At 47.6% G+C, this 23,650-nt stretch carries 31 protein-coding genes and 1 tRNA gene; 10 read left to right on the plus strand and 22 right to left on the minus strand.

From position 1 onward, the window contains the following. Nucleotides 1–11: 11 nt before the first annotated feature. The 3 genes from AB3N00_RS09710 to AB3N00_RS09720 all read left to right on the plus strand — a co-directional run bounded on the left by AB3N00_RS09710 (nucleotide 12) and on the right by AB3N00_RS09720 (nucleotide 1,653). Nucleotides 12–1,154: an MGDG synthase family glycosyltransferase gene (locus AB3N00_RS09710; RefSeq protein WP_413034331.1), complete on the plus strand. Its 1,143-nt coding sequence runs from the start codon at nucleotides 12–14 to the stop codon at nucleotides 1,152–1,154. A gap of 38 nt (nucleotides 1,155–1,192) precedes the next feature. Next, the gene (locus AB3N00_RS09715) at nucleotides 1,193–1,399 is read left to right on the plus strand and encodes a hypothetical protein (RefSeq protein ID WP_413034332.1); all 207 of its coding nucleotides are present in this window, start codon (nucleotides 1,193–1,195) and stop codon (nucleotides 1,397–1,399) included. Between the two features lie 137 nt (nucleotides 1,400–1,536). Then, nucleotides 1,537–1,653 carry a helix-turn-helix domain-containing protein gene (locus AB3N00_RS09720; protein ID WP_413035236.1) on the plus strand — a complete coding sequence of 39 codons (117 nt, stop codon included), beginning with the start codon at nucleotides 1,537–1,539 and terminating at the stop codon, nucleotides 1,651–1,653. Between the two features lie 87 nt (nucleotides 1,654–1,740). Here the strand turns inward: AB3N00_RS09720 and trmB are convergent, their stop codons facing one another. After that, the gene (trmB, locus tag AB3N00_RS09725; protein ID WP_413034333.1) at nucleotides 1,741–2,490 is read right to left on the minus strand and encodes a tRNA (guanosine(46)-N7)-methyltransferase TrmB; all 750 of its coding nucleotides are present in this window, start codon (nucleotides 2,488–2,490) and stop codon (nucleotides 1,741–1,743) included. A gap of 151 nt (nucleotides 2,491–2,641) precedes the next feature. Further along, a complete protein-coding gene (locus tag AB3N00_RS09730) occupies nucleotides 2,642–2,842 on the minus strand; it encodes a hypothetical protein (protein ID WP_413034334.1) in 201 nt (66 codons plus the stop codon). Between the two features lie 304 nt (nucleotides 2,843–3,146). Here AB3N00_RS09730 and AB3N00_RS09735 point away from each other — a divergent pair, with 304 nt between their 5' ends. Genes AB3N00_RS09735 through AB3N00_RS09755 form a run of 5 tightly spaced genes read left to right on the plus strand, consistent with a single transcriptional unit; the run spans nucleotide 3,147 to nucleotide 6,884 of the window. After that, nucleotides 3,147–4,100 carry a TIGR01212 family radical SAM protein gene (locus AB3N00_RS09735; RefSeq protein WP_175399484.1) on the plus strand — a complete coding sequence of 318 codons (954 nt, stop codon included), beginning with the start codon at nucleotides 3,147–3,149 and terminating at the stop codon, nucleotides 4,098–4,100. Between the two features lies 1 nt (nucleotide 4,101). Further along, entirely contained in the window at nucleotides 4,102–4,686 is a 585-nt protein-coding gene (locus AB3N00_RS09740; protein WP_413034335.1) for a class I SAM-dependent methyltransferase, read from the plus strand. A 27-nt stretch (nucleotides 4,687–4,713) separates the two neighbouring features. Then, nucleotides 4,714–4,857: a hypothetical protein gene (locus AB3N00_RS09745; RefSeq protein ID WP_413034336.1), complete on the plus strand. Its 144-nt coding sequence runs from the start codon at nucleotides 4,714–4,716 to the stop codon at nucleotides 4,855–4,857. Nucleotides 4,858–4,899: 42 nt separating this feature from the next. After that, nucleotides 4,900–5,877: a type I phosphomannose isomerase catalytic subunit gene (locus tag AB3N00_RS09750; RefSeq protein ID WP_413034337.1), complete on the plus strand. Its 978-nt coding sequence runs from the start codon at nucleotides 4,900–4,902 to the stop codon at nucleotides 5,875–5,877. A 26-nt stretch (nucleotides 5,878–5,903) separates the two neighbouring features. After that, entirely contained in the window at nucleotides 5,904–6,884 is a 981-nt protein-coding gene (locus AB3N00_RS09755; RefSeq protein WP_413034338.1) for an alpha/beta fold hydrolase, read from the plus strand. Nucleotides 6,885–7,005: 121 nt separating this feature from the next. Here AB3N00_RS09755 and odhB read toward each other — a convergent pair whose 3' ends face one another. From odhB to AB3N00_RS09800, 9 genes are all read right to left on the minus strand, one after another. After that, nucleotides 7,006–8,289 (minus strand): 2-oxoglutarate dehydrogenase complex dihydrolipoyllysine-residue succinyltransferase, encoded by a 1,284-nt coding sequence (gene odhB, locus AB3N00_RS09760; protein WP_413034339.1) that lies wholly within the window; start codon nucleotides 8,287–8,289, stop codon nucleotides 7,006–7,008. Nucleotides 8,290–8,294: 5 nt separating this feature from the next. Beyond that, the gene (locus tag AB3N00_RS09765; RefSeq protein ID WP_413034340.1) at nucleotides 8,295–11,168 is read right to left on the minus strand and encodes a 2-oxoglutarate dehydrogenase E1 component; all 2,874 of its coding nucleotides are present in this window, start codon (nucleotides 11,166–11,168) and stop codon (nucleotides 8,295–8,297) included. A 561-nt stretch (nucleotides 11,169–11,729) separates the two neighbouring features. Further along, nucleotides 11,730–11,803: transfer RNA gene (locus AB3N00_RS09770), tRNA-Pro, on the minus strand. A 206-nt stretch (nucleotides 11,804–12,009) separates the two neighbouring features. Beyond that, nucleotides 12,010–12,441, minus strand: a complete 432-nt coding sequence (locus tag AB3N00_RS09775) for an NUDIX domain-containing protein (RefSeq protein ID WP_413034341.1) — start codon at nucleotides 12,439–12,441, stop codon at nucleotides 12,010–12,012. Nucleotides 12,442–12,577: 136 nt separating this feature from the next. Then, nucleotides 12,578–12,952, minus strand: coding sequence for a cupin domain-containing protein (locus tag AB3N00_RS09780; RefSeq protein ID WP_413034342.1), 375 nt, complete (start codon nucleotides 12,950–12,952; stop codon nucleotides 12,578–12,580). Continuing rightward, complete coding sequence (locus AB3N00_RS09785) at nucleotides 12,949–13,434, minus strand: GNAT family N-acetyltransferase (RefSeq protein ID WP_413034343.1); 486 nt, start codon at nucleotides 13,432–13,434, stop codon at nucleotides 12,949–12,951. The genes AB3N00_RS09780 and AB3N00_RS09785 overlap by 4 nt, the downstream gene beginning before the upstream one ends. A gap of 172 nt (nucleotides 13,435–13,606) precedes the next feature. Next, nucleotides 13,607–14,038: a GNAT family N-acetyltransferase gene (locus AB3N00_RS09790; protein ID WP_413034344.1), complete on the minus strand. Its 432-nt coding sequence runs from the start codon at nucleotides 14,036–14,038 to the stop codon at nucleotides 13,607–13,609. A gap of 143 nt (nucleotides 14,039–14,181) precedes the next feature. Beyond that, entirely contained in the window at nucleotides 14,182–14,676 is a 495-nt protein-coding gene (locus AB3N00_RS09795) for an 8-oxo-dGTP diphosphatase (RefSeq protein ID WP_413034345.1), read from the minus strand. A 146-nt stretch (nucleotides 14,677–14,822) separates the two neighbouring features. Further along, complete coding sequence (locus AB3N00_RS09800; protein ID WP_413034346.1) at nucleotides 14,823–15,608, minus strand: DUF3891 family protein; 786 nt, start codon at nucleotides 15,606–15,608, stop codon at nucleotides 14,823–14,825. A 195-nt stretch (nucleotides 15,609–15,803) separates the two neighbouring features. On the opposite strand from AB3N00_RS09800, the gene coaA reads away from it, so the two are divergent. Together coaA and AB3N00_RS09810 are read left to right on the plus strand one after the other, a co-directional pair. Continuing rightward, the gene (gene coaA, locus AB3N00_RS09805) at nucleotides 15,804–16,733 is read left to right on the plus strand and encodes a type I pantothenate kinase (protein ID WP_413034347.1); all 930 of its coding nucleotides are present in this window, start codon (nucleotides 15,804–15,806) and stop codon (nucleotides 16,731–16,733) included. 61 nt (nucleotides 16,734–16,794) lie between these two features. Continuing rightward, nucleotides 16,795–17,157, plus strand: a complete 363-nt coding sequence (locus tag AB3N00_RS09810; RefSeq protein WP_413034348.1) for a DUF423 domain-containing protein — start codon at nucleotides 16,795–16,797, stop codon at nucleotides 17,155–17,157. A 72-nt stretch (nucleotides 17,158–17,229) separates the two neighbouring features. Here AB3N00_RS09810 and AB3N00_RS09815 read toward each other — a convergent pair whose 3' ends face one another. The 11 genes from AB3N00_RS09815 to AB3N00_RS09865 form a co-directional block, all read right to left on the minus strand. Continuing rightward, nucleotides 17,230–17,790: a histidine phosphatase family protein gene (locus AB3N00_RS09815; protein WP_413034349.1), complete on the minus strand. Its 561-nt coding sequence runs from the start codon at nucleotides 17,788–17,790 to the stop codon at nucleotides 17,230–17,232. Nucleotides 17,791–17,805: 15 nt separating this feature from the next. After that, nucleotides 17,806–18,588 carry a glutamate racemase gene (murI, locus tag AB3N00_RS09820; RefSeq protein WP_413034350.1) on the minus strand — a complete coding sequence of 261 codons (783 nt, stop codon included), beginning with the start codon at nucleotides 18,586–18,588 and terminating at the stop codon, nucleotides 17,806–17,808. Between the two features lie 95 nt (nucleotides 18,589–18,683). Further along, nucleotides 18,684–19,070, minus strand: a complete 387-nt coding sequence (locus tag AB3N00_RS09825) for a hypothetical protein (RefSeq protein ID WP_413034351.1) — start codon at nucleotides 19,068–19,070, stop codon at nucleotides 18,684–18,686. A 25-nt stretch (nucleotides 19,071–19,095) separates the two neighbouring features. After that, nucleotides 19,096–19,536 carry a hypothetical protein gene (locus AB3N00_RS09830; RefSeq protein WP_413034352.1) on the minus strand — a complete coding sequence of 147 codons (441 nt, stop codon included), beginning with the start codon at nucleotides 19,534–19,536 and terminating at the stop codon, nucleotides 19,096–19,098. Nucleotides 19,537–19,538: 2 nt separating this feature from the next. Beyond that, nucleotides 19,539–19,718 (minus strand): hypothetical protein, encoded by a 180-nt coding sequence (locus tag AB3N00_RS09835; protein WP_413034353.1) that lies wholly within the window; start codon nucleotides 19,716–19,718, stop codon nucleotides 19,539–19,541. A 13-nt stretch (nucleotides 19,719–19,731) separates the two neighbouring features. Further along, nucleotides 19,732–20,427: a GNAT family N-acetyltransferase gene (locus AB3N00_RS09840; RefSeq protein ID WP_413034354.1), complete on the minus strand. Its 696-nt coding sequence runs from the start codon at nucleotides 20,425–20,427 to the stop codon at nucleotides 19,732–19,734. Between the two features lie 125 nt (nucleotides 20,428–20,552). After that, on the minus strand, nucleotides 20,553–21,437 hold the full coding sequence (locus tag AB3N00_RS09845) for a serine/threonine protein kinase (protein ID WP_413034355.1): 885 nt from the start codon (nucleotides 21,435–21,437) through the stop codon (nucleotides 20,553–20,555). Then, complete coding sequence (locus tag AB3N00_RS09850; RefSeq protein ID WP_413034356.1) at nucleotides 21,434–21,982, minus strand: GNAT family N-acetyltransferase; 549 nt, start codon at nucleotides 21,980–21,982, stop codon at nucleotides 21,434–21,436. The genes AB3N00_RS09845 and AB3N00_RS09850 overlap by 4 nt, the downstream gene beginning before the upstream one ends. Continuing rightward, nucleotides 21,979–22,560 (minus strand): DJ-1/PfpI family protein, encoded by a 582-nt coding sequence (locus tag AB3N00_RS09855; RefSeq protein ID WP_413034357.1) that lies wholly within the window; start codon nucleotides 22,558–22,560, stop codon nucleotides 21,979–21,981. Before AB3N00_RS09855 ends, AB3N00_RS09850 begins: the two co-directional genes overlap by 4 nt. A 20-nt stretch (nucleotides 22,561–22,580) precedes the next feature. After that, nucleotides 22,581–22,703, minus strand: a complete 123-nt coding sequence (locus tag AB3N00_RS09860) for a hypothetical protein (protein ID WP_281366175.1) — start codon at nucleotides 22,701–22,703, stop codon at nucleotides 22,581–22,583. Nucleotides 22,704–22,738: 35 nt separating this feature from the next. Next, nucleotides 22,739–23,596, minus strand: coding sequence for an SDR family oxidoreductase (locus tag AB3N00_RS09865; protein WP_413034358.1), 858 nt, complete (start codon nucleotides 23,594–23,596; stop codon nucleotides 22,739–22,741). Nucleotides 23,597–23,650 lie beyond the last annotated feature (54 nt).

The raw sequence follows: 23,650 nt of genomic DNA on the forward strand, positions 1-23,650 counted from the left end.
GTGAAGCAAGCGTGGAAAAAAAACGAGTATTACTACTATCCGAAGGCTTTGGGGCAGGTCATACGCAAGCTGCCTATGCACTGTCCAGCAGTTTGAAAAAACTCTCTCCGGAAGTACAAACCAAAGTGCTTGAGCTGGGAAGTTTTCTGAATCCCAGAGTTGCACCACTCATTATTACGGCATACAAAAAAACGGTAACCAACCAGCCCAAACTTGTAGGATACGTATATAGGCATCAATATAAAAAGTCATTAAACCGATTGACTACACTGGCGCTGCACAAGCTGTTTTACACTCATACACGCAGCATCGTACGGCAGCTGCGTCCAAATGCCATTGTATGCACACACCCGATCCCAAGTGCCGTCATATCAAGATTGAAGCGTCTGGGGGTACAAGTGCCGCTCTGCACAGTCATTACGGATTATGACGCACATGGCACATGGATCAGTCCCGAAGTGGACCTGTATCTGGTATCTACAGATGAGGTAAAGTCCAAACTGATGCTTCGAGGAGTTTCCGCAGACAAAATACGAGTTACAGGCATCCCGGTTCACCCCAACTTCTGGGAACATCCTGGCCGGGATGAGATTCGCAACAAGTTCAACCTGAAAGACATGCCCACCGTTCTTGTGATGGGCGGCGGCTGGGGTATGCTAAGTGATGAAGTTGTTAATAAGCTTCTGACTCGGTGGCATAATGATATTCAGATCATTTTCTGTCTCGGACGGAATGACAAAATCCGGATCAGCATGGAACAGGATCCGCAATATCGGAAGGAAAACATTCATATTATCGGCTATACCAAGGAAGTGGACAAATTAATGGAAGTATCCGATCTGCTTATTACTAAGCCCGGTGGAATGACCTGCACCGAAGGTCTTGCCAAAGGCATTCCGATGTTGTTCCATAATCCCATTCCGGGACAGGAAGAAGAGAATGTTCAATACTTTACAGCCAGAGGACTGGGAGAGCCGATTACTTCCCTTGATGTTGTGGTCAAATGGATGAACAAATTGGTACATAAATATCCCGACATCGTTCGCAAACGCAAACGCCATTTGGCACAGATCGCCAAATATCGTCCGATGGAAAGTGCACAAAGCATCATCGATCTTCTGGACCTGCGGCCATTTCAGGCAGATCAGGCCTGATTGCGATGAATGGACTGCGACAAACAAGCCGTGTACACATGTGCACAGAAAAAAAGGTGCCTTCAATCGAAGGCACCCTTTTTTGGTCTTTATTGGATGCAGTAAAATACAAATTACTGAATGCCTGCCGACTTCAAATACGAAGTACAGAACGGCAGCTCATTGATTGCCTAATGACAGGCAAAACGTGCGAAGCCAAACAAATCTATACGGATATTGAGGAAGAGACAGCCGTTCGCAGATGAGCTCTCCATGTCCCCCATTTATATCAGCAGGCTGTATAAACAATTGACGTTAAAAGGGGACTGACGGACGTTATTAACGAAACCCGCATAATGAAAGCCCAGCATCTGCTGATTGAAACCGAGAACTCTGTAGCAGAATTGCAGAGAAAACGGGTTTCACCAACAGCTCCTATTTCTATCGCATGTTCAAAAAGTTCAATGGCGTAACTCCAAATGATTATCGTCGCAAAGAGCTGCACTCGGAGCAACTGTAACCGAGAATACGAAGTACACGAATTACGAACAAAAAAAAGCGACACACGAGGAAAACCAAACCATCCTCACTGTGTCGCTTGTACATTTTACTCCTGATCGTCTCCGGATTCATCCGAAGCTTCACGTACTTTATACTTGTCCAGACGCATTTGTTGATACTCCCGCAGCGCTTCTTCGCCTACGATCACTTCCACACGATGGATGTTCATGCCTTTGCCCATGAATTTTTGCTCGTATTCGGTCATGACATGCTCTTCATTCAATCCATCACGGTGAAGGTTCAGGGACAGATTGGTCATTTGCAGACCGTAGTCGGCAATCGCGTTAAGCGAGAACTCGAACAATGTCTCCGAATCGGTTTTGAAATGAATTTGTCCTTTGCTGTTAAGCAATTCCGTGTATTTCTTCAGAAAACGCGGATGTGTCAAACGACGGCGTGCATGCTTGGCTTTTGGCCATGGATCACTGAAGTTCAAATAAATTCGTTCCAGCTCTCCCGTTTCAAATACATCCTCGATCTGTTCAATGTTCGCCAGTACAAGCTTCACGTTGGGCGGAGTTTCTACATCAGCCTGACTCCAGGCATTACGAGCCTTCTCACTAGCCCGGCGCACCAATTCATCATACATATCAATACCAATAAAATTGTATTGGGGATATTTATAACTCATTTGGCTGATAAACTGACCTTTACCCATGCCAAATTCAACAAAGATCGGGTGGTCATTGCCAAACAGTTCAGCCCATTTCCCCTTGTACTGTTTGGGATCCAGAACAACAAGATCCACTTGCTCCTCCAAATTTTCCCGAATCCCTTTTCTGCCACGTAAACGCATTTTATTCCTCCGTTTGTCCATACTTGTCTCAGACTCATTTTGCCGAAGAACCGGCCAATTGTAAAGAGCAATGAAAAAGGAATCTTCGGATCTGCCACTTGGGGCAAATCTCAAAGATTCCCTCTTCGATTTATTTGGAATTGGGGTCCAACTACTTTAATAGTTCATAGTCTACCTTATCTGGGTGTGAAAAATCAAATGTCTTTTCGAAAGCATTGCGGACTTTTTGTCTTGCAGCCGCTTCCACTTTCGGATTGCCATTGAAACGAACACCTGTCAAGGCCAGTGCCTCTTCTGCCGTCAGTTCTACTGAAACATGATGAAGATTACTGTTTTTAACTTGGGAATTCATTCATATCACCTCACGGTATAGTATGGTCCATGACGTCAATTTTGATTCAAATGCTATGATGAATAGTACCCATTGGATGCTGTCTGACGTTAAGTTAAATATAACACAAGGTGTAAACTATAGCAAGGAGAAAACCTTGATTTTACAGTCTATTTTTGAGTTCGGATTCCCCTTTTTTTGAGTTTTTTGATACAATGGATAAAGTCCATGGAGACACGGATTTGAGGATACGTTCTATCACGTGAATAGATAAACACCTGTCACTTCCAAGAGGGAATGCGGCAGCCAAAGGAGCACCCTGAAGATGAATGCACCTGCAATACAAACTCCTCTTTCCTGGGGAGATAAACGATTCCATACCTGGAATTATGAGATGCGAAACGAGTTTAACAATAAAGTGTTCAAGGTTATGCTTGACGCGGGATTCACCTGTCCGAACCGTGACGGTTCGATTGCCAAAGGCGGATGTACCTTCTGCAGCGCCCGGGGATCAGGCGATTTTGCCGGCAGCAGACGGGATGATCTGGTGACTCAATTTAATACGATTAGAGATAAACAGCATCTGAAGTGGCCAACGGCCCAATATATCGGTTACTTTCAGGCCTACACGAACACATACGCTCCTGTTGAAGAACTGCGTGAGTATTTTGAAGTCATTTTACAGCAGCCTGGCGTCGTTGGTCTCTCCATAGCCACAAGGCCGGATTGTTTGCCAGATGATGTTGTGGATTATTTGGCCGAACTGAATGAGCGCACATACCTGTGGGTTGAAATGGGGCTCCAAACCATTCACGAGTCCACTTCGACGCTCATTAACCGCGCGCACGATACCAAATGTTATGAAGAAGCGGTTGAGAAGCTGAGAAAACGGAATATTCGCGTTTGTACGCATATCATTTATGGCTTGCCTCAAGAAACGCATGAAATGATGCTGGATACAGGACGTGCTGTAGCTAATATGGATGTTCAAGGCATTAAGATCCATCTGCTGCATCTGATGCGCAAAACGCCAATGGTTAAACAATATGAAGCCGGACTTCTTCGTTTCCTGGAACAGGACGAGTACATTAAACTGATTGTCGATACGCTGGAGATGCTTCCACCGGACATGATTGTGCACCGCCTTACCGGGGATGCCCCACGTGATTTGCTGATTGGTCCCATGTGGTCCATGAAAAAGTGGGAAGTGCTGAATTCCATTGACCGAGAGCTGCGATTACGCGATTCATGGCAGGGTAAATATTGGAGGGGAGCATAAGATGGGATTTCTCTCTGTTCTAAGCTGTGCCCATCAGTGGGTATCCTCCCGGTTGCAGCCTGGGGATTATGCGATCGATGCCACAGTAGGGACTGGTGCGGACACACTTTTTTTGGCACAGCAAGTTGGCAAACGCGGCCAGGTCATCGGCTTCGATATTCAAAGTGAAGCGCTGACTCTCGCACAAGCCAGGATTCGCAAACAGGAAGATGGTACGAAGCTTGGCTCCATCTCCCTGTTGGAATTAAGCCATGACCGAATGGCTGAAGCTGTTCCTGAACGATGGCAGGGTGCAGTAGGCGCAATTATGTTTAATTTGGGCTACCTTCCTGCCGAGGGAGCTGACGCCTCCATTATTACTCAAACGGACAGCACGATTGCCGCACTGGAAGCTGCCCTGAGTTTATTGAGACCACGCGGCATTATAACTGCAGTATTGTACCCAGGCCACGACGGAGGTGCACAAGAAGCAGATGCAGTCGTGGAATGGTGCTCCGCCTTGCCTGTTGATCAGGCACAAGTGGTAATATACCGCCAGCTGCAGCGTACATCTTCCCCTTTTCTGATTGGCATTGAGAAAAAGTAATTTCCTTTACTCTCCAAATGCCATAAAATGAACACATTAAAATGCACGACATCGGCGTACATGTATAACGGGCCAAGCCTTATTACCGGTTCGGTTGTTATGACGATGCGTGCTTTACATACTTGTCTGCTGCAACCGTATACAATCGGGAATGCAACAGGCATGAATTGATTAAAGCGATTCACCATTTCATATACTAGAGGAGAGATTACGATGTCTAAGCCATACCCACTGCAATTTCAACCCGAGTTCAAAGAACGTGTATGGGGAGGTCGGGCGCTGGAGCAATTCGGTCTGACACCACCTGAAGGACATATTGGAGAAGGCTGGATGATTGCTGATCATCCCAATGGTACAACCAAAGTCATTAATGGTGCGCTTGCGGGCAAAGGCCTGGATGAAGTACGGGAACAGCTGGGAACGGCATGGCTCGGAACGAAAGGCGTATCTGAAAAAGGAGGGCGTTTCCCTCTCCTGATCAAATTGCTTGACTGCAATGACGATCTGTCCGTACAGGTTCATCCTACAGATGATTATGAGGCACTTCCTCCCGGTGAACTGGGTAAAACGGAAATGTGGTATGTGCTTGACGCCAAACCGGGAGCACACATCATCTATGGATTGAATGAAGGAGTCGATCGTGCGGTACTGAAAGAAGCACTGAAGAATGGCACGGTAATGGACACACTTCGTCAAGTGCCCGTGGAGGCGGGAGACACCTTCTTTATTCCTGCCGGAACAGTGCATGCGCTGTGTGCAGGAGTTGTCGTTGCCGAAATCCAACAAAATTCGGATACGACTTACCGGATTTATGACTACAATCGCCCAGGACTCGATGGAAAACCACGTGAACTTCATGTTGAAGATTCGTTGAATGTGACTGCCTATGAAGGTGCCGGAGCAACCACAATGAAAACCAATAACGCCACACCAGGCGAATGGCTGAAGCTTGCGGAATGTCCTTATTTTGTCGTAGAAAAAGGGATTGTTACGGATCGCTGGGAACTCTCTACCCATGCTGACAGCTTCACTATTCTTGTGGTTTGCGAAGGTAATGGAACCCTGGAATGGGACAATGATACACAGGAGAAAATCGAATTAAGCGCGGGACAGTGCTACCTGCTGCCTGCCAATCTGGGTTCTTATACACTGGACGGCAATACAACAGTCCTTCGTTCTTATCTACCTTAATCAACCAGTGAAGGAGGGGTTACACGATGCAGGAATCTACTTTTGCCCTTGTGGGTAATGAAGGTACCCGTATTCATGTCTACCGCTGGCTTCCCGATCCGGAATGCAAAATCAAAGGCATTGTACAAATTGCTCACGGCATGGCCGAGACCGCAGCACGATATGAGGAATTCGCAAAGTGTCTCACCAGCCACGGGTATGCTGTCTATGCCAATGACCACCGAGGACATGGAAAATCTGTGGAAAGTCCGAAACTGCTCGGCAATGCCGGAGTTGATGCTTTCCGCTGGATGGCAAGTGATATGATTAACCTCGGCGAAGTTGCTTCCAAGGAGCATCCGGGTGTTCCTTTGTTTCTGATGGGACATAGTATGGGATCGTTCTTGGTGCAGCATTTGATGTATGCAGGCCATGAGCGTTACCACGCGTTCATTTTGTCCGGAACCAATGGGAAACGCGGCCTTCTCCGTTTTGGTGAAAAACTGGCTGTTATGCAATGTGGTATTCAGGGTGCCACGCATCCGAGCATGCTGCTCAATGCCATTGTATTTGGCGGATTCAATCGTGCCTTCCGGCCGGCAAGCACACCTTTTGATTGGCTATCGCGAGATGCAGATGAAGTCAAACGATTTATCGACGATCCGTTATGCGGGGCCATCTGTACCGCCGGATTCTTTCGTGATTTTTTCAGGCTTCTGCTGGAAATTCATATGCCCGAGAATATGGAGCGAATCCCAAAAGATAAACCGGTGTACCTCTTCTCGGGAGAACAGGACCCGGTGGGATTGCATGGTAAAGGCGTTCATAACCTGGTTGCCCAATATAGGCAGCTTCAGCTTCACGATGTGGAGTACCGCCTGTATCCTGAAGGACGCCATGAGATGCTGCACGAAACCAATCGTGAAGAAGTATGCTTGCATGTGGTGGACTGGCTAGAGCGTCATATGCCGGCTTTCAGTCAAGACAGTCCTTCTGAGGTTGATGAGGTTATCGCTGATTCAGTATAATGTTCTTCATCATATCCATACAAACGAAAGCCCCTACCGATGAGTACAGCTTATGCTGCGCTTCAGTAGGGGCTTTCGCTTTCACGAATCTATAATGATAGCTGTTTATATTTCAATCGAGTTACCCTTCAATTAACAGGGATTCCGGATCTTCCAACAGTTCCTTCACTGTGACAAGGAAACGCACTGCCTCGCTTCCGTCGATAATACGGTGATCGTACGACAATGCGATATACATCATTGGACGATTTTCCATCCGCTCTGCATCAATCGCAACAGGACGAAGCTGAATCTTATGCATACCGAGAATACCCACTTGAGGTGTATTCAGGATCGGGGTCGACAACAGGGAGCCAAATGTTCCGCCGTTGGTAATCGTGAATGTACCACCTTGCAGGTCGGAAAGTGCAAGTGAGTTCGAGCGCGCTTTGGAAGCTAGGTCCGCAATGCTCTTTTCAATCTCGGCAAAGCCCAGACGATCTGCATCACGAACGACTGGAACGACAAGACCTTCCTTGGCAGATACTGCGATTCCGATATCATAATACTTTTTGAGGACAACATCTTCCCCATCAATCTCAGCATTGATCGTTGGGAATTTTTTCAGTGCCCCAACAACTGCTTTGGTGAAGAAAGACATAAATCCAAGACCAATATCATGCTTTTCCTTGAACTTGTCCTTACGACGCTTACGAACATCCATGATTGCAGTCATGTCTACTTCGTTAAACGTTGTCAGCATCGCCGCGGTTTGCTGTGCTTCAACCAAACGCTTCGCAATCGTAGCCCGGCGACGGGACATGCGTTGACGTTCTACCGGTTTCGCATAGGTCGATCCTCCAGTTGCCGGAGCACTTGCTGGTGCTGCCGGAGCTTTGCTTGCAGGAGCTGGCGTCGGAGCAGGTGCCTGCGTGCTATGACTTTTCACGTCTTCCTGGTATACACGTCCAATCGGATCTTTGCTCTGAACCTGATCCAGCTCAATGCCACGCTCGCGAGCAAGCTTGCGTGCCGCAGGTGACGCTGTTTTGGTTCCGTTATCGGAAGATTCCGTTGCCGTTGCTACAGCAACGGGAGCAGGTGGTGCAGCTACAGCTGCTGCTTCAGGAGCTGGCACCGCAGCCTGTTTCTGTTCTGCTGCCGGCTCAGAAGCGGGTGCTCCGTTTCCTCCTCCAGCTGCGAGTGTACCAATCGTTTCTCCGATTTCAACAGTCTCGCCTTCCTGACGAATGATTTTCTCGAGTACTCCGCTCTCTTCCGCACTGATTTCGATATTTACCTTATCTGTTTCCAGTTCCAGAAGAACGTCGCCCTGATTCACGGTTTCCCCTTCTTTGACAAGCCATCTGGAAACCGTTCCTTCGGTAATTGATTCACCCATTGCAGGTACTTTAATTTCACTCACAGCTGTTACCTCCCCAGTGGAATATTATTCTTCGTCGTTTGCTTCAACGCGGATGTAATAATCAGTTGCTGTTCCATGCTATGCACACTTTGATAACCGCTGGAAGGACTCGCGTGTTCCGGACGGCCTTCATATTTCACGGTTGTTCCTTCCGGTGCAATGGCACGCAAGCGAGGTTCCATGTATGTCCAGGCTCCCATGTTTTTGTTCTCTTCCTGAACCCAAACCAGTTCTTTCAGCTTGCTGAAACGTGAAAGTACACGCTTGATTTCTTCCGCCGGGAACGGATACAGCTGTTCAACACGGATAATGTGAAGCCAGGACCAATCTGCTTTGTCTTTCTCAAAAGCATCCTCGAGATCAATGGCGATTTTACCACTGCACAAAATGATGCGTTCCACGCGATCCGGTTTGGTTCCCAGCCCAGCTTGCTCCAGTACAGGCTCAAACTTGCCTTCACTAAATGCTGTAGCGGGTGATGCCACACGCGGATTGCGAATGAGGCTTTTCGGCGACATCAATACCAGTGGACGTGCATCTTCCGTTTCTGTCAACGATGCCTGACGACGCAGCAGATGGAAGTACTGGGATGCACTCGTCAAATTGGCAACCGTCATATTATCTTCTGCACAGAGCTGCAGGAAACGTTCGAGACGTGCACTTGTATGCTCAGGTCCCTGTCCCTCGTTTGCGTGAGGAAGCAGCATGACCAGACTCGATTTTTGAGACCATTTGGCACGGCCGGCGGATACAAATTGGTCAAAAATAACCTGCGCACAGTTGGCAAAATCACCAAACTGGGCTTCCCAGATGACAAGCGTGTCCGGGGAATACACATTGTATCCATACTCGAATCCAAGCACCGATTCCTCAGACAATGGACTGTTGTAGATCGCAAATGCTGCACGTGCTTGTGGCAAGTGATGCAGCGGGCAGAACGTTGTGCCGTTCTCTGAATCATGCAATACCAGATTTCGATGGGCAAATGTTGCACGCTCTGCATCCTGTCCGCTGATCCGGATAGGCTTGCCGTCAGCGAGAATCGTGGCAAAGGCAAGTGTCTCGGCAAGACTCCAGTCCACTTTTTCACCCTCGTTCAGGGCAGTACTGCGACGCTGCAAGATACGCTGCAACTTCGGATACACATTGAAGTTCTCTGGCCATTTCAGCAGATCGGCATTGATGCTCCGCAGATTCTCCAGCGGTACTGCTGTTGGAATAAGCGATACTGCCTCAGGCTGACTGGCTTTCAATTGGGACTGTTCATGAACTTCGTTTTTCTTCATTTGTTCGTAAGCTTCTTTTAGGCGGCCCGTCACCGCATCACGAATGCTATTAATGGATGTATCATCGATAACCGACTCCTGTTTGAGTTGGTCCTGATACAGATGACTCACTGTAGGGTGACTCTTCACTTTTTCATAAACCTTTGGTTGCGTTGTTTCCGGATCGTCTGTTTCATTGTGACCGTAGCGACGGTAACCGATCAGATCAATCAGGAAATCCTTCTTGAACTTGTTGCGATACTCTGCTGCCATACGGATAGCTGCGATGCATGCTTCCGGATTATCCGCATTCACATGGACAATTGGAATCTCGTACCCTTTGGCTAGGTCACTCGCGTAATACGTTGAGCGGGAATCACTGCTATCCGTTGTAAAACCGAGACGGTTGTTCACGATAATGTGAATTGTTCCGCCATTTTGATAGCCCGGCAGTGCTTTGAAATTAAGTGTTTCCGCCACAATGCCTTCACCAGGGAAAGCCGCGTCACCATGCATAAGAATCGTCGCTGCTTTTGTAACGTCCTGTTTCGGATATCCCGGATCACGCCGATCATCCTGTGCCGCGCGAGCAAAACCTTGAACTACAGGGTTCACGTATTCAAGGTGACTCGGGTTATTAGCCAATGTCAGACGAGCCTGTACTGCTTCGCCATCTTTCACAAAGCGATTCGCACCGAGATGATATTTGACATCCCCAGTCCATCCATAATTGATTCCGGTCGATCCTTCGGACGGAACCAGATCCTTGTTCGGGGAATGATGAAATTCAGAGAAAATTTTGCTATACGGTTTGCCCAGTACATGAGCTAGTACGTTCAGGCGACCACGGTGGGCCATCCCCATCAAAATGTGACTCGAGCCCGCTTGCGCCATAATGCGTACCGCTTCATCCAGCATCGGTACAAGCACATCGTTCCCTTCAATGGAGAAACGCTTTTGTCCCACAAATGTTTTGTGAAGGAAATCCTCGAACTGCTCCACTTCAACCAGACGTTCCAGCAATGCCTTCCGTTCCTCCTGATCCAACGGTGCAGGAGACGTACGGGATTCCGCACGACGGTTAAGCCACTCACGTTCATGCACTTCATGAACATGGCTGAATTCATACGCCATCGGTCCAGTATAGATCTGACGCAAACGCTGAATTGCATCCCAGCCGTTTGTGGTCTGTCCATCTGCACCTTCCCAAATCAGGGAAGCGGGCAGTGCTTTCAAATCTTCTTCATTTAATTCAAAATGCTTCGGTTCCAATAAAGATGTATCTGAATCTTCACTTATGCCAAGCGGATCAATATCCGCGGCAAGGTGTCCATACGTTCGAATATTCCAAACCAGTTTCCCGGCTGTAACCGCTTTCTGTAATAACTGAATATCCACGCTCCCGGAAGCCGTTTGGGCGTTGCCGGAATAAGTGGCTGTATGTGCATCTCTGCCGGGCATCGGCGGAGCACCCCATTGTTCAAACAAATCCCGATATGCCGGTGTCACCGAATTAGGGTCTTGAGAGAATAATTCATATTGTTCCTGTACGTATCCCAGATTGGGTCCATAGTAACTTTCCCAGGGCTTCTTGTTGCCTTCCTCGATCGTCATCGACGTTCCCTCCGTCTTGATTTAGTCGTGTTTTTTGACGGAAATCATTGACTAAGCCGTAATTTGCGTTCGTTCAACATTTTAAGCGAAATTTTTCATGAAGTCCAATCATCGTGCTGTTGGGGGTAAATTACGTTGTTTCGACGCTCCCGTCAAGGTTTGTCTGCGTTTTCAATAACATAATAAACAATAATTGTATATCCCGTCGCGCAGATGTCGAATACTGTCCAGATCCGTTCGAGGGTTACACTCAGCTCAACTTAGAATTGAAGTCGTGTTCTACTGTCTATTCTATAAACTTTTGCGCTCAGGAGCATTTCCTATTTTTAGTTCGATTGATGCATAAATTAGATGAATCAGAGAAATGAGGCATAAACTCTACATATCGTAGATGAATAAGCTCCAAAGTTTCCGCGTTAACCCCCTTTAATAAGAATTGTGGTCCATAACCAGCCAAAACAAACCGTCAAGTTAAACATTAACCATTTGAGAACAAATTCAATAAAAAAAGACCGTGAATCCGCAGATTCACAGCCTTTATACCCAGTGTAAAAAATTGAATCGGAGTAGCGGGATTTGAACCCACGACCTCACCCACCCCAAGGGCGCGCGCTACCAGGCTGCGCTATACCCCGATATAATCGCAAATCGAATTCGCGAATTATAAATTGCATTTCTTTTGCATACCACCTGTCATTTGACCTCGAACAGGATGTTAGTTCAAACATTATCCAGATTATACCTTACGGCCGCTTTGCCTGGCAATATATAACATCATGTCTATTTTCACAAAAATAACTTCAGTACATCTTGTCTGTATTTCTATATTCAATCCGGATTTTCAACCACGCCCATGGATCATATGCGATGCAAACGGTGTTAAGGAGAGATGTCGAACCTGCTCCAAAGTAAACCAGTCGGCACCCAATGAATCCTCACCATCCGGTTCCTTCCTGATCTCATTGGCCTGACTGTCTGATTTTAAATACACATGATACAGAATACCGATATGATGCATCTCTTCCGGCTTTCCCTGATAGACCCACTGCACCACATTGGATTCCGTAGAGTGTATGATCACTTGCACATCTGTGAGACCCGTTTCTTCTTCAATCTCGCGGTGTAGAGCGGCTTCTGGTTTTTCTCCAAACTCAAGCCTGCCACCAGGTAAATCCCAATGCCCCTCATATGCCCCGCGTGCCTTATGAATCAACAGCACCTTGTGCTGCCATTGGACCAGACCGTATACTCCCAGATGTGTATGTCGATCCATTAATGACTCCTTCTTTCGTCTGTGAGATACCTGACCTGTTCTTCCAGTTTACGTATGCGCTTATTCATCTGATAAAACGATGGAGTGAAGATTAACCCCGTTATAATGACAACCACCCAGATCATACTCAAAGGCTTCAGCTCCACTTCTCAGATTCAATTGCCTGTAACGACAAACGAATAACCAGCTCAGCTCCTTCAATCAGCAAGGCAGTTAATCCAAGTTCAGAGCCGGATTGATGATTTTCACCATCCTTCCAGAACGCAGCTTCTCCAGCACGGATAACCACACGTTCACCTGCCTCTCCTTCAACCCAACCTTCACCTTCCAGCACCATAAATACTTGCTCACCCACCGCTGGATGCAGCCCTAGATGCCCTCCCGCTGCCAGTTTTAGATGAGACACATGGCATCCTGATGTGTTTTGGAGGATCGGTGTAATTTTTGCTCCGCTGCTGCCAAAGGCCGTAATGATTCGAGCATTCTCAGCTTCCATGCGATATAATTTCACTTATCGTTCTCCCTTGTAAGGGTATCCAGGTCCAAGGCCAGACGGATCATATCCACGCAACGAATACCGTCTTCCACAATTTCTTCCTCATAGTGTCTCACAAAGAAATCGCGATCGACCCCTACAATACGGAAACCGCAGCGCTGATAGAGCTTCAGCTGGTGAAAGCTTGAATTGCCTGTTCCAATCTCGACAGTTCGACAGCCCAGCCTGCCTGCAGCTTCGATCGCTTCCTTGATCATGTGTTTGCCCACGCCCTGTCCCTGTAATTCTTCCTGAACAGCAATATTCACAATCTCAGCAGTCTCTGGCCGAGTCTTAAGCAGGACAAACTCGCCTACCATCTCACCTTCATATTCAGCAATAAAACAAACCCCTCGACTTAAATATTCGTCCACCTTGGTTTTGGAGGGATCAGCCATTAACAAAAGATCGTATGGTTTTTCTTCTTCCCAGTCCAATATTCTGAACGTTAGTCTCATGCGAATCTCCACCTTTTCATCGTACAATATTCATTTACGGCCCGTTTGCGGAAGCCTATGTATCGGCAAAATCATCAAACTTGGTGTTTCTCGCCAATCGCGCCACCAGATTTATACCGTAGTAGCGAAACGTATTAAGTTCTCTTCTAATCTGGTTACAACCCACTTTTGATCAAAACTCTAACTGCTCTGCTGCTCCATCCTGATTGGAATAATGGCGAACCATCATGCCGCTGGCTCTGCTCATGCCCTGTTTCTCATAGAAAGGCTGTGTTTCTACATCGCACAACAGATCGATCATGTATAGACTTTGGAGCCTATTCAGCATTCTCTCTGTCAACGTTGTCCCGATTCCCTTGCCCTGAAACTCCGGTACCACTTCCAGCAAAGGGATATACGCACTGAGCACCCCGTCCGAAATCGCCTGAATAAAACCTATGACATTTCCGGTCTCATCATCCACTGCCAGTTCAACGGCATAGGATTGTTCCAACAGTTTTAGAAAAGTCGCCGGGGATGGGGGATTCGGCCAGCCATCAAAAAAATTTCCGCTTAGTTGTTCAACACCTATTCCGTCCAGCTTCGATCGGTATGACACCTTCATCGTTCATATCTCCCTTCAAAAAAAAGCAAACTTCATTATATCACAATATATGGATACGTATACATAGAAATGGATGATACATTCTGTTCAATCCTTATTTGGGATTAAAGCTAAATTACTGCTTATATCCTTCAGGCGCCCTACTATTTCAATACCGCATCGGTATACATCATAAACGTTTCTTTTAGCGTACGGTTCGTCGACTTTTCCCAAATGACACTTCGTTCAAAAGTACCCTCCTGAAAAAATCGCGGAAATCGCTCCGCAAACCAATCCTGCATGGGCAGATCAAGTGCCTGTTCAACAGGGATCCATAATAATTCACCTTCAGGCGGATCCTGCAGCAATTCACCCACGAATGAAGTTGCCAAATAATTAAATACCATATAACGCAGTCCCTGCTCCGGGTCACAAAACTCATCCAATCCCTTATATGTAATCTCACTGACCATTAGTCCCGTTTCTTCCTGAACTTCCCGCATGGCTCCGTCCACGATGCTTTCCGGAAAATCCACCTTGCCTCCAGGCGCAATGTATCCCGGAAATCCTTTGCGATCAGGCCTGTTCATCAACAGAACCTGTCCATTCAACTTGTCCCATACCATACACATCGTGAATATTTCAATTCTCGTATTCATTACGTTCCCCCTACTGCTGATCTCACATGGTTGTACATTAACATTTCTGGTCATCCCATGGATTTTCCTGCCTCTTCGTATAGGTAAAAAATAAAAGCAAACAGACCCCGAAGGTTTCTTCGAGGCCTGCTATTAATCGTCCATGTTCAGTCCATACTTGTAATCAATACTCTGCGTTCTTTCCACTCGGCGCGTCGGTATGCCTGAAGCAGACCAAATTTGCGGATACTTGCTTTGGGTACCGATTTGTAAGGCAGACCAACTGTGAATTCCTGCGTAAATGGAAAGTAAGAGAGTCCTACTTTATCACTGGTGAGCCATTCGGCCCGAATCGGTTGTCTCCCACATGCATCAAAGGTACAGCTGAGTCCCTCGGCAAAAAAGTCATAACGTGACGCAGGGGTGCCCGGCTCCTCCATACAGAGAAAGAGGCTTAGCTGATCACAGAAAAGTATAATTTCCAAATCGCTCTGCAGACTCTTCTTAAGCGGCTCTCCTCCGCCCAACTGCTGCTCCCAATCCGTCTGCAGCTTCTGTTCTTCGTTCAGATAGTCCCTGATATCATCATCATCAATAGGGTTAGCACCAAGGGTTTTCTGGAACAGCTCGGTGTACATCATACTGCACAACAATCCTGCATACAGACTTTTTTGACGGACTTCCTCAATCCCTTTTTGGTAAAATACAAAACGCGGGCGCAGCGGAAAATCGCGGAATGAATACGGCGACTGGCTGTAATCGTTCCAGAACGGTGCAGAATCCAGCTCAATCCAGCCCCGGTCATGTTCTCTTGCAGCAAGGATAAGCTCCTCCCGGTGACGGGAATCGGCGAGCAGTTCATCTTTCCAATGGGAAGCCATCACACCGGCTACTTGTCCATGCTCATGCTGTGCGGTCAAAACAAAATCATGCTCTCTCTCATATACGATCATTTGCTGTCACCCTTCCGCATGGTATACTTCGAATTTAACAACTACTGGTACAAATCTTTCGGATATCACTTCATTTATTCATCTTCATGGGGCAGCGTAACAGAATTGCAAATGTAAAGGTGTTGTCAGTTCCCTGAAATTTGGTACACTAAAGATTGTGTCACTGATTACATTACATACAGAAAGCGGGATCTCATGAATTTATACTCTCCTTACATCGAGTTTAACCGCAAGGAATGGGCTGAACTGAAGGAACATCAGACCACTCTTCCACTGACGGAAGCCGAATTGGAACAGCTAAAGGGATTGAATGAAGAGGTATCCATTCAGGAAGTGGAAGATATTTACTTACCTCTTACCCACTTTATTGACTTATATGCAAGAGTTTCGCGCGAATTGAATCGATTGACCGCTTCTTTTTTGAAAAAGGAACAATATCCCGCTCCCTACATCATTGGTATTGGGGGCAGTGTTGCCGTGGGCAAAAGCACAACTGCCCGTTTGCTCCAAGCCATGCTTGCCAGAGGCAAAAACAAACCCAAGGTTGATCTCGTTACGACCGACGGTTTCCTATATCCCAATGCCATTTTGGAAGAGAAGGGCATCATGAACCGGAAGGGATTCCCCGAAAGTTACGATATCAAATCACTCATTCAGTTCATGGGCGATGTGAAATCGGGTAAACCCGAAGTAAAAGCACCGGTGTATTCCCATCTTGCCTATGATGTCATTCAAGGGGAAGAGCAAACGATCTGCCAACCGGACATACTCATTATTGAAGGCATTAACGTCCTGCAGGTGAAAAAAGAAACTCCGCTGCTGGTCAGCGATTTTTTTGACTTTTCCATCTATATTGATGCGGAAGAGGAGCACATCCGGCATTGGTACATTGAGCGGTTCAAGCTGCTGCGCAGCACAGCGTTTCAAAATGCGAATTCCTTTTTCCATGACCGCTTTGCGAATATCGGTGAAGAGGAAGCAGTACTTACGGCCAGTCAAATCTGGCAGGATATTAACGCCAAAAATTTGCACGAGAACATTTTGCCAACCAAGGGGCGGGCCAGACTAATCTTAAGAAAAGAAGCCGACCACTCTATTCAGCACATTAAACTGCGTAAACTGTAGGTGCTCTCAGCAAGGTATACTGAAGGTCAATCTACCCATCTTCTAAAGGAGACAATAGCCTATGCAAACCTTAGTTGTACTCGGTAGTATCATGATGTTGCTCGCCGTAGCACTCGGAGCATTCGGTGCACACGCGCTCAAGCGCAAATTATCTGCTGACATGATCAAAATCTACGAAACCGGGGTTCAGTATCACATCGCTCACGGTCTCGGATTAATTCTGCTTGGATTGATTGCTGATCGCCTGGAACAGCCTTCCCTCATTATGGTAGCCGGATGGCTGCTGTTCGCAGGCATTCTCCTGTTCTCGGGCAGCCTATATGCGCTAAGCATAACGGGAGTTCGCAAACTTGGTGCCATCACGCCACTTGGCGGAGTCGCATTTCTGGCCGGCTGGATCTTGGTGATGATTGCCGCGTTGTAATGTAATCTTGAATTGTAGACGAAAAAGAGTGTTCTAGCCGATGTAAATGATCGCTGGAGCACTCTTTGTTGTTTAATCGATCCAGATTCTGCGAATGGAGGGTGACTTATGATCTCCTTGCTGCCGTTCCAGCACATATACATCAGGATTCGTGAGCAGCTTCCACTCTTCGTATCCAAAGGACATATCATAATGACGAATGAGCAGAGATAACAAGTTGCCGTGAGTTACTACAGCTGCACAATACTCTGGACGGTTCCATAACTCCTCCAACACTTCCATCCCGCGCGCAGCAGCGTAACGCGATGACTCTCCGCCTTCTTCGATCCAGTCCTCGTCCGTGTATGTACGTTCCAGTACTTCCATCCAGTTCTCCAGATGACGGGTACTAAGCACCCTTTCCTGAAGCCGCTCATCGGTATGTATATGCTGCCCTGCTGCCCTACCGAGCGGCATTGCCGTCTGGAGCGCCCTTTTCCACGGACTGGATACAATATAGGATATGGAATGTACAGCAAGCATTTCGGCCAAATTTTCCGCCTGACGAAGTCCTTCATCTGTAAGCTCTGCATCCGGTTCCTGTCCTGTAGCCTTGGCGTGACGAATGAGGTAAATAGACTGCAGGGTTCTCACCTCCTAGGGATCCATTCACATGTAATTGGTGTCAAGGTACTCCAGTGCACGTCTCATGTTCTCCTGATCTTCCAAACGACCTGATGAGCTGAGAAATGTCACCTGCTCCCTCGGTCTCATTCCAGTTTGCTCCGTCAATCCGAGCAGGTGCTTCAGGCGGTTGACTGTGCCTGTGCTGCCATCAATAATTTGCACGTGATCCGGAAGAACGGTACGTAAAATTTGTGTATAGAACGGATAATGCGTACAGCCAAGAACAACCGTCCCGTATGCATTCAGGTCAAGATCAGCCAGCTTCCGGCGAAAGTACGCTGCACTCTTTTCCGGATCAAAATCCAGCTGCTCACACCATTCCACAAGTTCAGGAAGCGGTATGGAATCCACACTGTGGTGGTCATCCACACGCGATACCAGTTCGTTATATTTGTTCTGACTCAAGGTCAGAGCCGTTGCAAATACAAGCACTCTTTTTCCGCTTTCACGGTTCATCTCTACTGCTGGCTTCACAGCAGGTTCCATCCCAATGACCGGGATATCATACATGGCACGCAAATCCTTCACAGCAAGACTTGTCGCCGTGTTGCACGCAATAACGATCGCTTTTACGTTTTCCCGAACGATTGCTTCAGCGCATTCGAAGATGTGACCTCTTACTTCATCTGCAGATTTGGTTCCATAGGGAACATGTAGTGTATCAGCATAATACAGGAATTGTTCTTGCGGCAGCTGCTGCATAGCCTTATGCAGGACCGTTAAGCCGCCAATGCCCGAGTCAAAAAATGCAATTTTCTTATTCAAGGGTTTCACCTCTATAACGTATTCTTTTGGGTTCCAGGAACCTCTATTTCCTGCTCATGATGACTGGAGGTGAGGTATGTTCATCGAGAATTGTTTTATTCTTCGTTTATTTTATACTGCCTGAGCCAGTCTTTGCCACTATGCCATTCGTTCACAAAATTCCGCTCCCCGAGCAGCTCCGTACTCGCCTGGGCCATAATCCATTCCTTGAGACCGTTCTCCGGACTGGATTCAAGTTCCTGCAGCAGAACGCGCAGTCCTTCCTCACCCGTATTCAAGATTTGTTCGTACGCATCCGGGCTGCCAGCAATATAGTCATTCGGATTACTGCTGGCCATAATAACAGGTTTACTAACCATCTGCTGCAGGCTGCGTTCAATTGTCCCTGCTATATTTTGTTCTTCCGTCTGAGTGGAGCACGCAGCCATCATGAATACTGTACTCAGAGATACCAAGCCGCGTACCAAACGATTACGAATCACTGTTCCACTCCTTTCAACAAAAAGTTTAATGAAACAGGGACTTGCCGTCCATTTCCCAGTATCGTTCCTCCGCAGGCACCCGACCCAGGAAATCCTCATAAGTTCCAATCCAGCCTTCAGGCATGTAATGTTCAAAGGACGCAGGCTCAGGGAACATGGAGCAAAACTGCCTTTTGTCAAAATCCACAAGGAATGACGGTACGAACTTCAACCATTCATCGCCTTCCCTGTGCTGTTCCCTGAATTGATGCAAGTGGTATCTCAGCTCTGCGGCGGTCACTTGCTCGTCCTGAATGGCCTGCAGGAATTGGGCGGCGGTGTCCTCATTCAGCACTTGAATGCCGAACCGTTCCTCCATCTCCACATTCAAAAACCAGTACTCCCGCTCGGTTACATACCAGCACCACGTTCCATGAAATAGGACTCCTGTAATGGTATTCTTCGCATAGACCGGTTCTGTCTTCATGATCAAGCCTCCTGTTCCTGCTCCAGAGCGAGAGCTGTGTCATTGCCCGAAAGTCCAAATGCATTCACCGCATTCGTGATAAATTCAGCATAGCGATCATCATAATTATACGCTTCCCGATAAATACGGATATGGGCTTCAATGACATATTGCAGATCCTTTTTTACATACGTTCGAATCAACCGAATCCATCCTTTATGATGTAGTCGTGATGCTGAAATCCATGCCGAACTGGATTAACCCCAACTTGCGGGCCACCTGCTGTGAAGGGAGATTGTCCCAGGATGTACTGTAGAGAGGAATGCGTCCGCTCTCTTGAACATGATACTGCCAGCATTTTACCGTCTCTACTGCATATCCATAGCCCCTGTATGCAGGCACAGTGTATAAACTCGCCTCAGCGCCCCGCTGTGAAACTCGGGCAGAGCAGCATACAGCAACGGCCGAATCTGCAATAATATAAGCGGCCACAGGCATTTTCACACCCAAGCGATCCATTAATACCGGGAAATGCTCTTTTAGCAGGAAACGGTTATTATAATCAATGAACTGTACATTCAAGTTCCATTCGTCATACTTCTCCCGAAAGGTATATGCAGGTCCCATCCATATTTCCTTCACGGGCTTAAACGTCTCTACCCTCCGCATCAACTTCGGAATATCAATCGGCAGCTTCACGTCATGACCCATCTGATGAACCAGTTCCAGCGGCAACTGCTCATGGTAATAAGGAAGAGGGCCTGCAGACGACATGCCAATAAACAGGGCCGGAGCATGACCACCTTCCGGTTCGTTAATGCCTGTCAGACGCTGCTGTGTGTTCATCGTATATAGGGTTTGTGCCTGCATTTCCATCAGTTCCAACGGTGCGATGTTTGATATTGGACACATGTTCGGGCTGCACCCCCTCATTAATTTCCATTATACGGGATATTTCATGCAGATACGAATGTAAAATGCGCAATTGCGAATGGAGCATGTACCGATCTTTTTATCCACCACTCACGAACAACAACTCATTGCCCCTGCCTCATCGCCAGCTTCCAGGCTTCACCCAGATCCGCTACGGATGCATAGCGACAGGCCCGATCAGGATCAACTGCCCGAACAGCAACCTCATACAACGCTCTTTCAGCATCCCACTTGGCATACGAGCGGTCCTTCTCCCCTCCAAGCAGCGAAAATGCCATCGCCCCCATATTGAATACGTTGGTTATTCCGTCAATAGGTGCCCCAAGCTCAAACTCCTCCGGAGACATAAAGCGGGATGAGCCCCACATGCGTCCCATGGTATTGGTAAAAGAGCCCTTATTATACAGATCGATATCACATATCTTGATCTTGTTTTGCTCAAAATCATAGATCAGGCTGCCATCGTAAAAATCAACCGCCACATATCCTTTCCGTTCCACCTCCATATGAAAATCCAGAATCTGCCCCATCGCCTGAATCCGTGCCTTTACGGGAAGCTGCCGGAAACGATAGTACGGTGAACGCGGATCTTCATATTTGGCAGGTGGCGGAAAACTCCAATGCGGATGCAGACCCTCTCCATCCACCCAATCAAATACACAGGCATAACCCTGGTCTGTTGCAAAATGATTCGTTAATCGAATCAGGGTATCATGCGCCAAATTTTCATAGACTGAAACAGATGATTTCAGATTACGAATCGCTTCCAGAGGACTATTTGCACTACTCGCATGAATGGTGCTTGCTCCGGCATATTTTACAAACAGCCTGTGTCCATCCTGCTGCACAATGCCAAAAGACAGATTCCCTGAATCCTGCTGATCAAATACACGAAATATATTACCCAAAGGCCGCAGCCATTCGAAAGAATGAGGCTCTAATAAAACGAAGGAAACACCGTCCATTTCGAGCTGAAATTGATCTGTCATATAGACCTCCTGAGGGGATAAACGTACGTCATGTGGGCTTCATCATAACCTTGTCCCTCAACTTCGAGGGCGTGTTTCTCGATCCCATACGTTTCAAAACCATATTTTTCGTATAGACGTCTGGCTGATTCATTTGTTGTAACCACGCTCAGATTAATTTGCCTGATGCCCTCCAGTTCACTTCCACGATCCAACACTTCACGGAGCAACCGGGAAGCAAGCCCATTCCCCCGAAATTGCGGAGCGAGATACACTCCCCAGATGAACCCTTTGTGTCTGAGTTTAAGACCATATTCTCTTTTGAACCCCATCGTTCCAACGAGTGTTCCTTCTTCTGTAAACGCTCCAAGGATGTAATCATCGGGTTCGTTATGTATGCGATCCTGCACTTCATTCATGGGAAGCGGAACGGACGCCTCGTACGATGATCCAAAGGCCTCCGGATGATTTTTCAGAGCCTCCAGGCGCAAAGGCCAGTACTTGTCCGCCTCATCCCGCCGAATATTGCGAATAGTAAACATGTCCTGTTTCCGCTCTTCACTCATTGCTCCACCACTCCCTGCATGACATATGGATAATCGATCTGAAGCTTCACATTCTCTGCCGCTTCCTGCCCGGCAAGCAATCCGAGCACATAAATTCCGAGATCAATCGACGTGGCTACGCCTCCGGCTGTGATTACATTCCCGTCTTTTACAATCCGGGTCTGAACAACTTCCGCGACGTAAGGCTTAAGCAGATCATACACATTGGGATGTGTCGTTGCTTTTTTACCAGTAAGAAAACCCGCTGCACCCAGCAGCAGAGAGCCTGTGCACACCGATACCTTCAACGGTACCTTCTCCGCCTGTCGTAACCATCCCACAAAAGCCTCATCAAACCGAAGCTTGCGCGTACCCATGCCACCAGGCACAAACACAAGATCGTACTCGGCCAAGTCCGGCTTCACTCGGTCCACCTTGAGCGTCAATCCGGATTCATCCGTGACCTGATCTGTCATCGCACAGGTTTCCCATGTGCTGCCCTTGGTTGGTTCAAAGAAATTCAACCGATTGATCACATCGTAAAATCCTGCAAAATCAAGAAAAGTCAGGCCATCAAACAAAACAAAAGCCATTTTCATCGAAAAGACCTCCCGTATTTTTATTTCGACGCGTCGCGTTCCATCGCTTCCTTGACCCAGTCACGTTCAGGCAGCTTACTATTGATTCGAAAAAGCAGTCCCACAACAGCTAAAAGCAATATGATAACGATGATTTCGAACATGACCAAGTACCTCCTGCGTTGAATTCCTGACTGCCCTATTTCAGACCACGGGCAATAATCCACTCCAGCCACTTCCAGGGAAGCAGCGTTTTGCCAAAGATGATCAGACGTGAACCTTTACCCAGGGCATAGCGAAGTCGTGGTGAACGCATTCGGGCAATCCTGGCAATCAAGTCGGCCACTTCCTGCGGATCCGGCGCAGTCTGACCCGCATGCCTGGAATAACGGAGAACCGCATCCAGTTTATCTTTATACGGAGAGTCATCACTCCGGTGAATTTCGCCCAGTCCTTTGTCCCAAATGGGTGTACGATAAGCTCCCGGCTCAACCAAAACAACCCGTATCCCAAACGACGTCATTTCATGGCGAAGGCTCTCCGTGAAACCTTCCACGGCAAATTTGGAAGCCGCGTAGGGCGCATAGCCCGGGAAACCGGACAACCCGCTAACGCTGGAGAGATTGATGATGAGTCCCTGCTGCTGTTTACGCATGACAGGGAGAACGGCACGCGTCATCGCAATGAGACCGAAGAGATTTGTCTCCATTTGCCGCCGCCAATCGTCCATCGATACTTCCTCAATAAATCCGCCAACCGCAAACCCTGCATTGTTGACCAGCATGTCGATCCGGCCATACAACTGAAGCACCCCTGTGACAGCCGCCTGTACTGAATCCGAATCCGTCACATCCAGATGTATGTAGTGCAATCGATCCGCAATACCTGCTTGTTCCGCCAGTCTATCCAACTCTCCGTTCCGGCTCAAATCCCGCATGGTTGCGGCAACCCGGTATCCCTGCTTGGCCAGTGAAATGGCAGTAAGCATGCCGAACCCACTCGAGGTACCCGTAATTAATGCTACGGGTGCAGTCTCTACCTTAGTCTTCTGTACCATCTCCCTTTCCACCTTCCTCTGCTGAATCTATTCACTTCCTCCCTGAGCATAACT

The sequence above is a fragment of the Paenibacillus xylanilyticus genome (genome assembly GCF_047246825.1).
GTDB classification, from domain to species: domain Bacteria; phylum Bacillota; class Bacilli; order Paenibacillales; family Paenibacillaceae; genus Paenibacillus; species Paenibacillus xylanilyticus_B.

What these genes read in the sequence shown, in the direction of transcription:
- trmB (WP_413034333.1), bottom strand. Translation starts at nt 2,490, where the DNA reads ATGCGTTTACGTGGCAGAAAAGGGATTCGGGAAAATTTGGAGGAGCAA.
- AB3N00_RS09715 (WP_413034332.1), top strand. Translation starts at nt 1,193, where the DNA reads ATGTGCACAGAAAAAAAGGTGCCTTCAATCGAAGGCACCCTTTTTTGG.
- AB3N00_RS09785 (WP_413034343.1), bottom strand. Translation starts at nt 13,434, where the DNA reads ATGAGACTAACGTTCAGAATATTGGACTGGGAAGAAGAAAAACCATAC.
- AB3N00_RS09740 (WP_413034335.1), top strand. Translation starts at nt 4,102, where the DNA reads ATGGGATTTCTCTCTGTTCTAAGCTGTGCCCATCAGTGGGTATCCTCC.
- AB3N00_RS09865 (WP_413034358.1), bottom strand. Translation starts at nt 23,596, where the DNA reads ATGGTACAGAAGACTAAGGTAGAGACTGCACCCGTAGCATTAATTACG.
- AB3N00_RS09845 (WP_413034355.1), bottom strand. Translation starts at nt 21,437, where the DNA reads ATGACAGATCAATTTCAGCTCGAAATGGACGGTGTTTCCTTCGTTTTA.
- AB3N00_RS09765 (WP_413034340.1), bottom strand. Translation starts at nt 11,168, where the DNA reads ATGACGATCGAGGAAGGCAACAAGAAGCCCTGGGAAAGTTACTATGGA.
- AB3N00_RS09860 (WP_281366175.1), bottom strand. Translation starts at nt 22,703, where the DNA reads ATGTTCGAAATCATCGTTATCATATTGCTTTTAGCTGTTGTGGGACTG.
- AB3N00_RS09745 (WP_413034336.1), top strand. Translation starts at nt 4,714, where the DNA reads ATGAACACATTAAAATGCACGACATCGGCGTACATGTATAACGGGCCA.
- AB3N00_RS09730 (WP_413034334.1), bottom strand. Translation starts at nt 2,842, where the DNA reads ATGAATTCCCAAGTTAAAAACAGTAATCTTCATCATGTTTCAGTAGAA.
- AB3N00_RS09850 (WP_413034356.1), bottom strand. Translation starts at nt 21,982, where the DNA reads ATGAGTGAAGAGCGGAAACAGGACATGTTTACTATTCGCAATATTCGG.
- AB3N00_RS09800 (WP_413034346.1), bottom strand. Translation starts at nt 15,608, where the DNA reads ATGATCGTATATGAGAGAGAGCATGATTTTGTTTTGACCGCACAGCAT.
- AB3N00_RS09855 (WP_413034357.1), bottom strand. Translation starts at nt 22,560, where the DNA reads ATGAAAATGGCTTTTGTTTTGTTTGATGGCCTGACTTTTCTTGATTTT.
- AB3N00_RS09750 (WP_413034337.1), top strand. Translation starts at nt 4,900, where the DNA reads ATGTCTAAGCCATACCCACTGCAATTTCAACCCGAGTTCAAAGAACGT.
- AB3N00_RS09790 (WP_413034344.1), bottom strand. Translation starts at nt 14,038, where the DNA reads ATGAAGGTGTCATACCGATCGAAGCTGGACGGAATAGGTGTTGAACAA.
- AB3N00_RS09755 (WP_413034338.1), top strand. Translation starts at nt 5,904, where the DNA reads ATGCAGGAATCTACTTTTGCCCTTGTGGGTAATGAAGGTACCCGTATT.
- AB3N00_RS09795 (WP_413034345.1), bottom strand. Translation starts at nt 14,676, where the DNA reads ATGAATACGAGAATTGAAATATTCACGATGTGTATGGTATGGGACAAG.
- AB3N00_RS09735 (WP_175399484.1), top strand. Translation starts at nt 3,147, where the DNA reads ATGAATGCACCTGCAATACAAACTCCTCTTTCCTGGGGAGATAAACGA.
- AB3N00_RS09830 (WP_413034352.1), bottom strand. Translation starts at nt 19,536, where the DNA reads ATGAAGACAGAACCGGTCTATGCGAAGAATACCATTACAGGAGTCCTA.
- AB3N00_RS09810 (WP_413034348.1), top strand. Translation starts at nt 16,795, where the DNA reads ATGCAAACCTTAGTTGTACTCGGTAGTATCATGATGTTGCTCGCCGTA.
- AB3N00_RS09775 (WP_413034341.1), bottom strand. Translation starts at nt 12,441, where the DNA reads ATGGATCGACATACACATCTGGGAGTATACGGTCTGGTCCAATGGCAG.
- AB3N00_RS09840 (WP_413034354.1), bottom strand. Translation starts at nt 20,427, where the DNA reads ATGTGTCCAATATCAAACATCGCACCGTTGGAACTGATGGAAATGCAG.
- coaA (WP_413034347.1), top strand. Translation starts at nt 15,804, where the DNA reads ATGAATTTATACTCTCCTTACATCGAGTTTAACCGCAAGGAATGGGCT.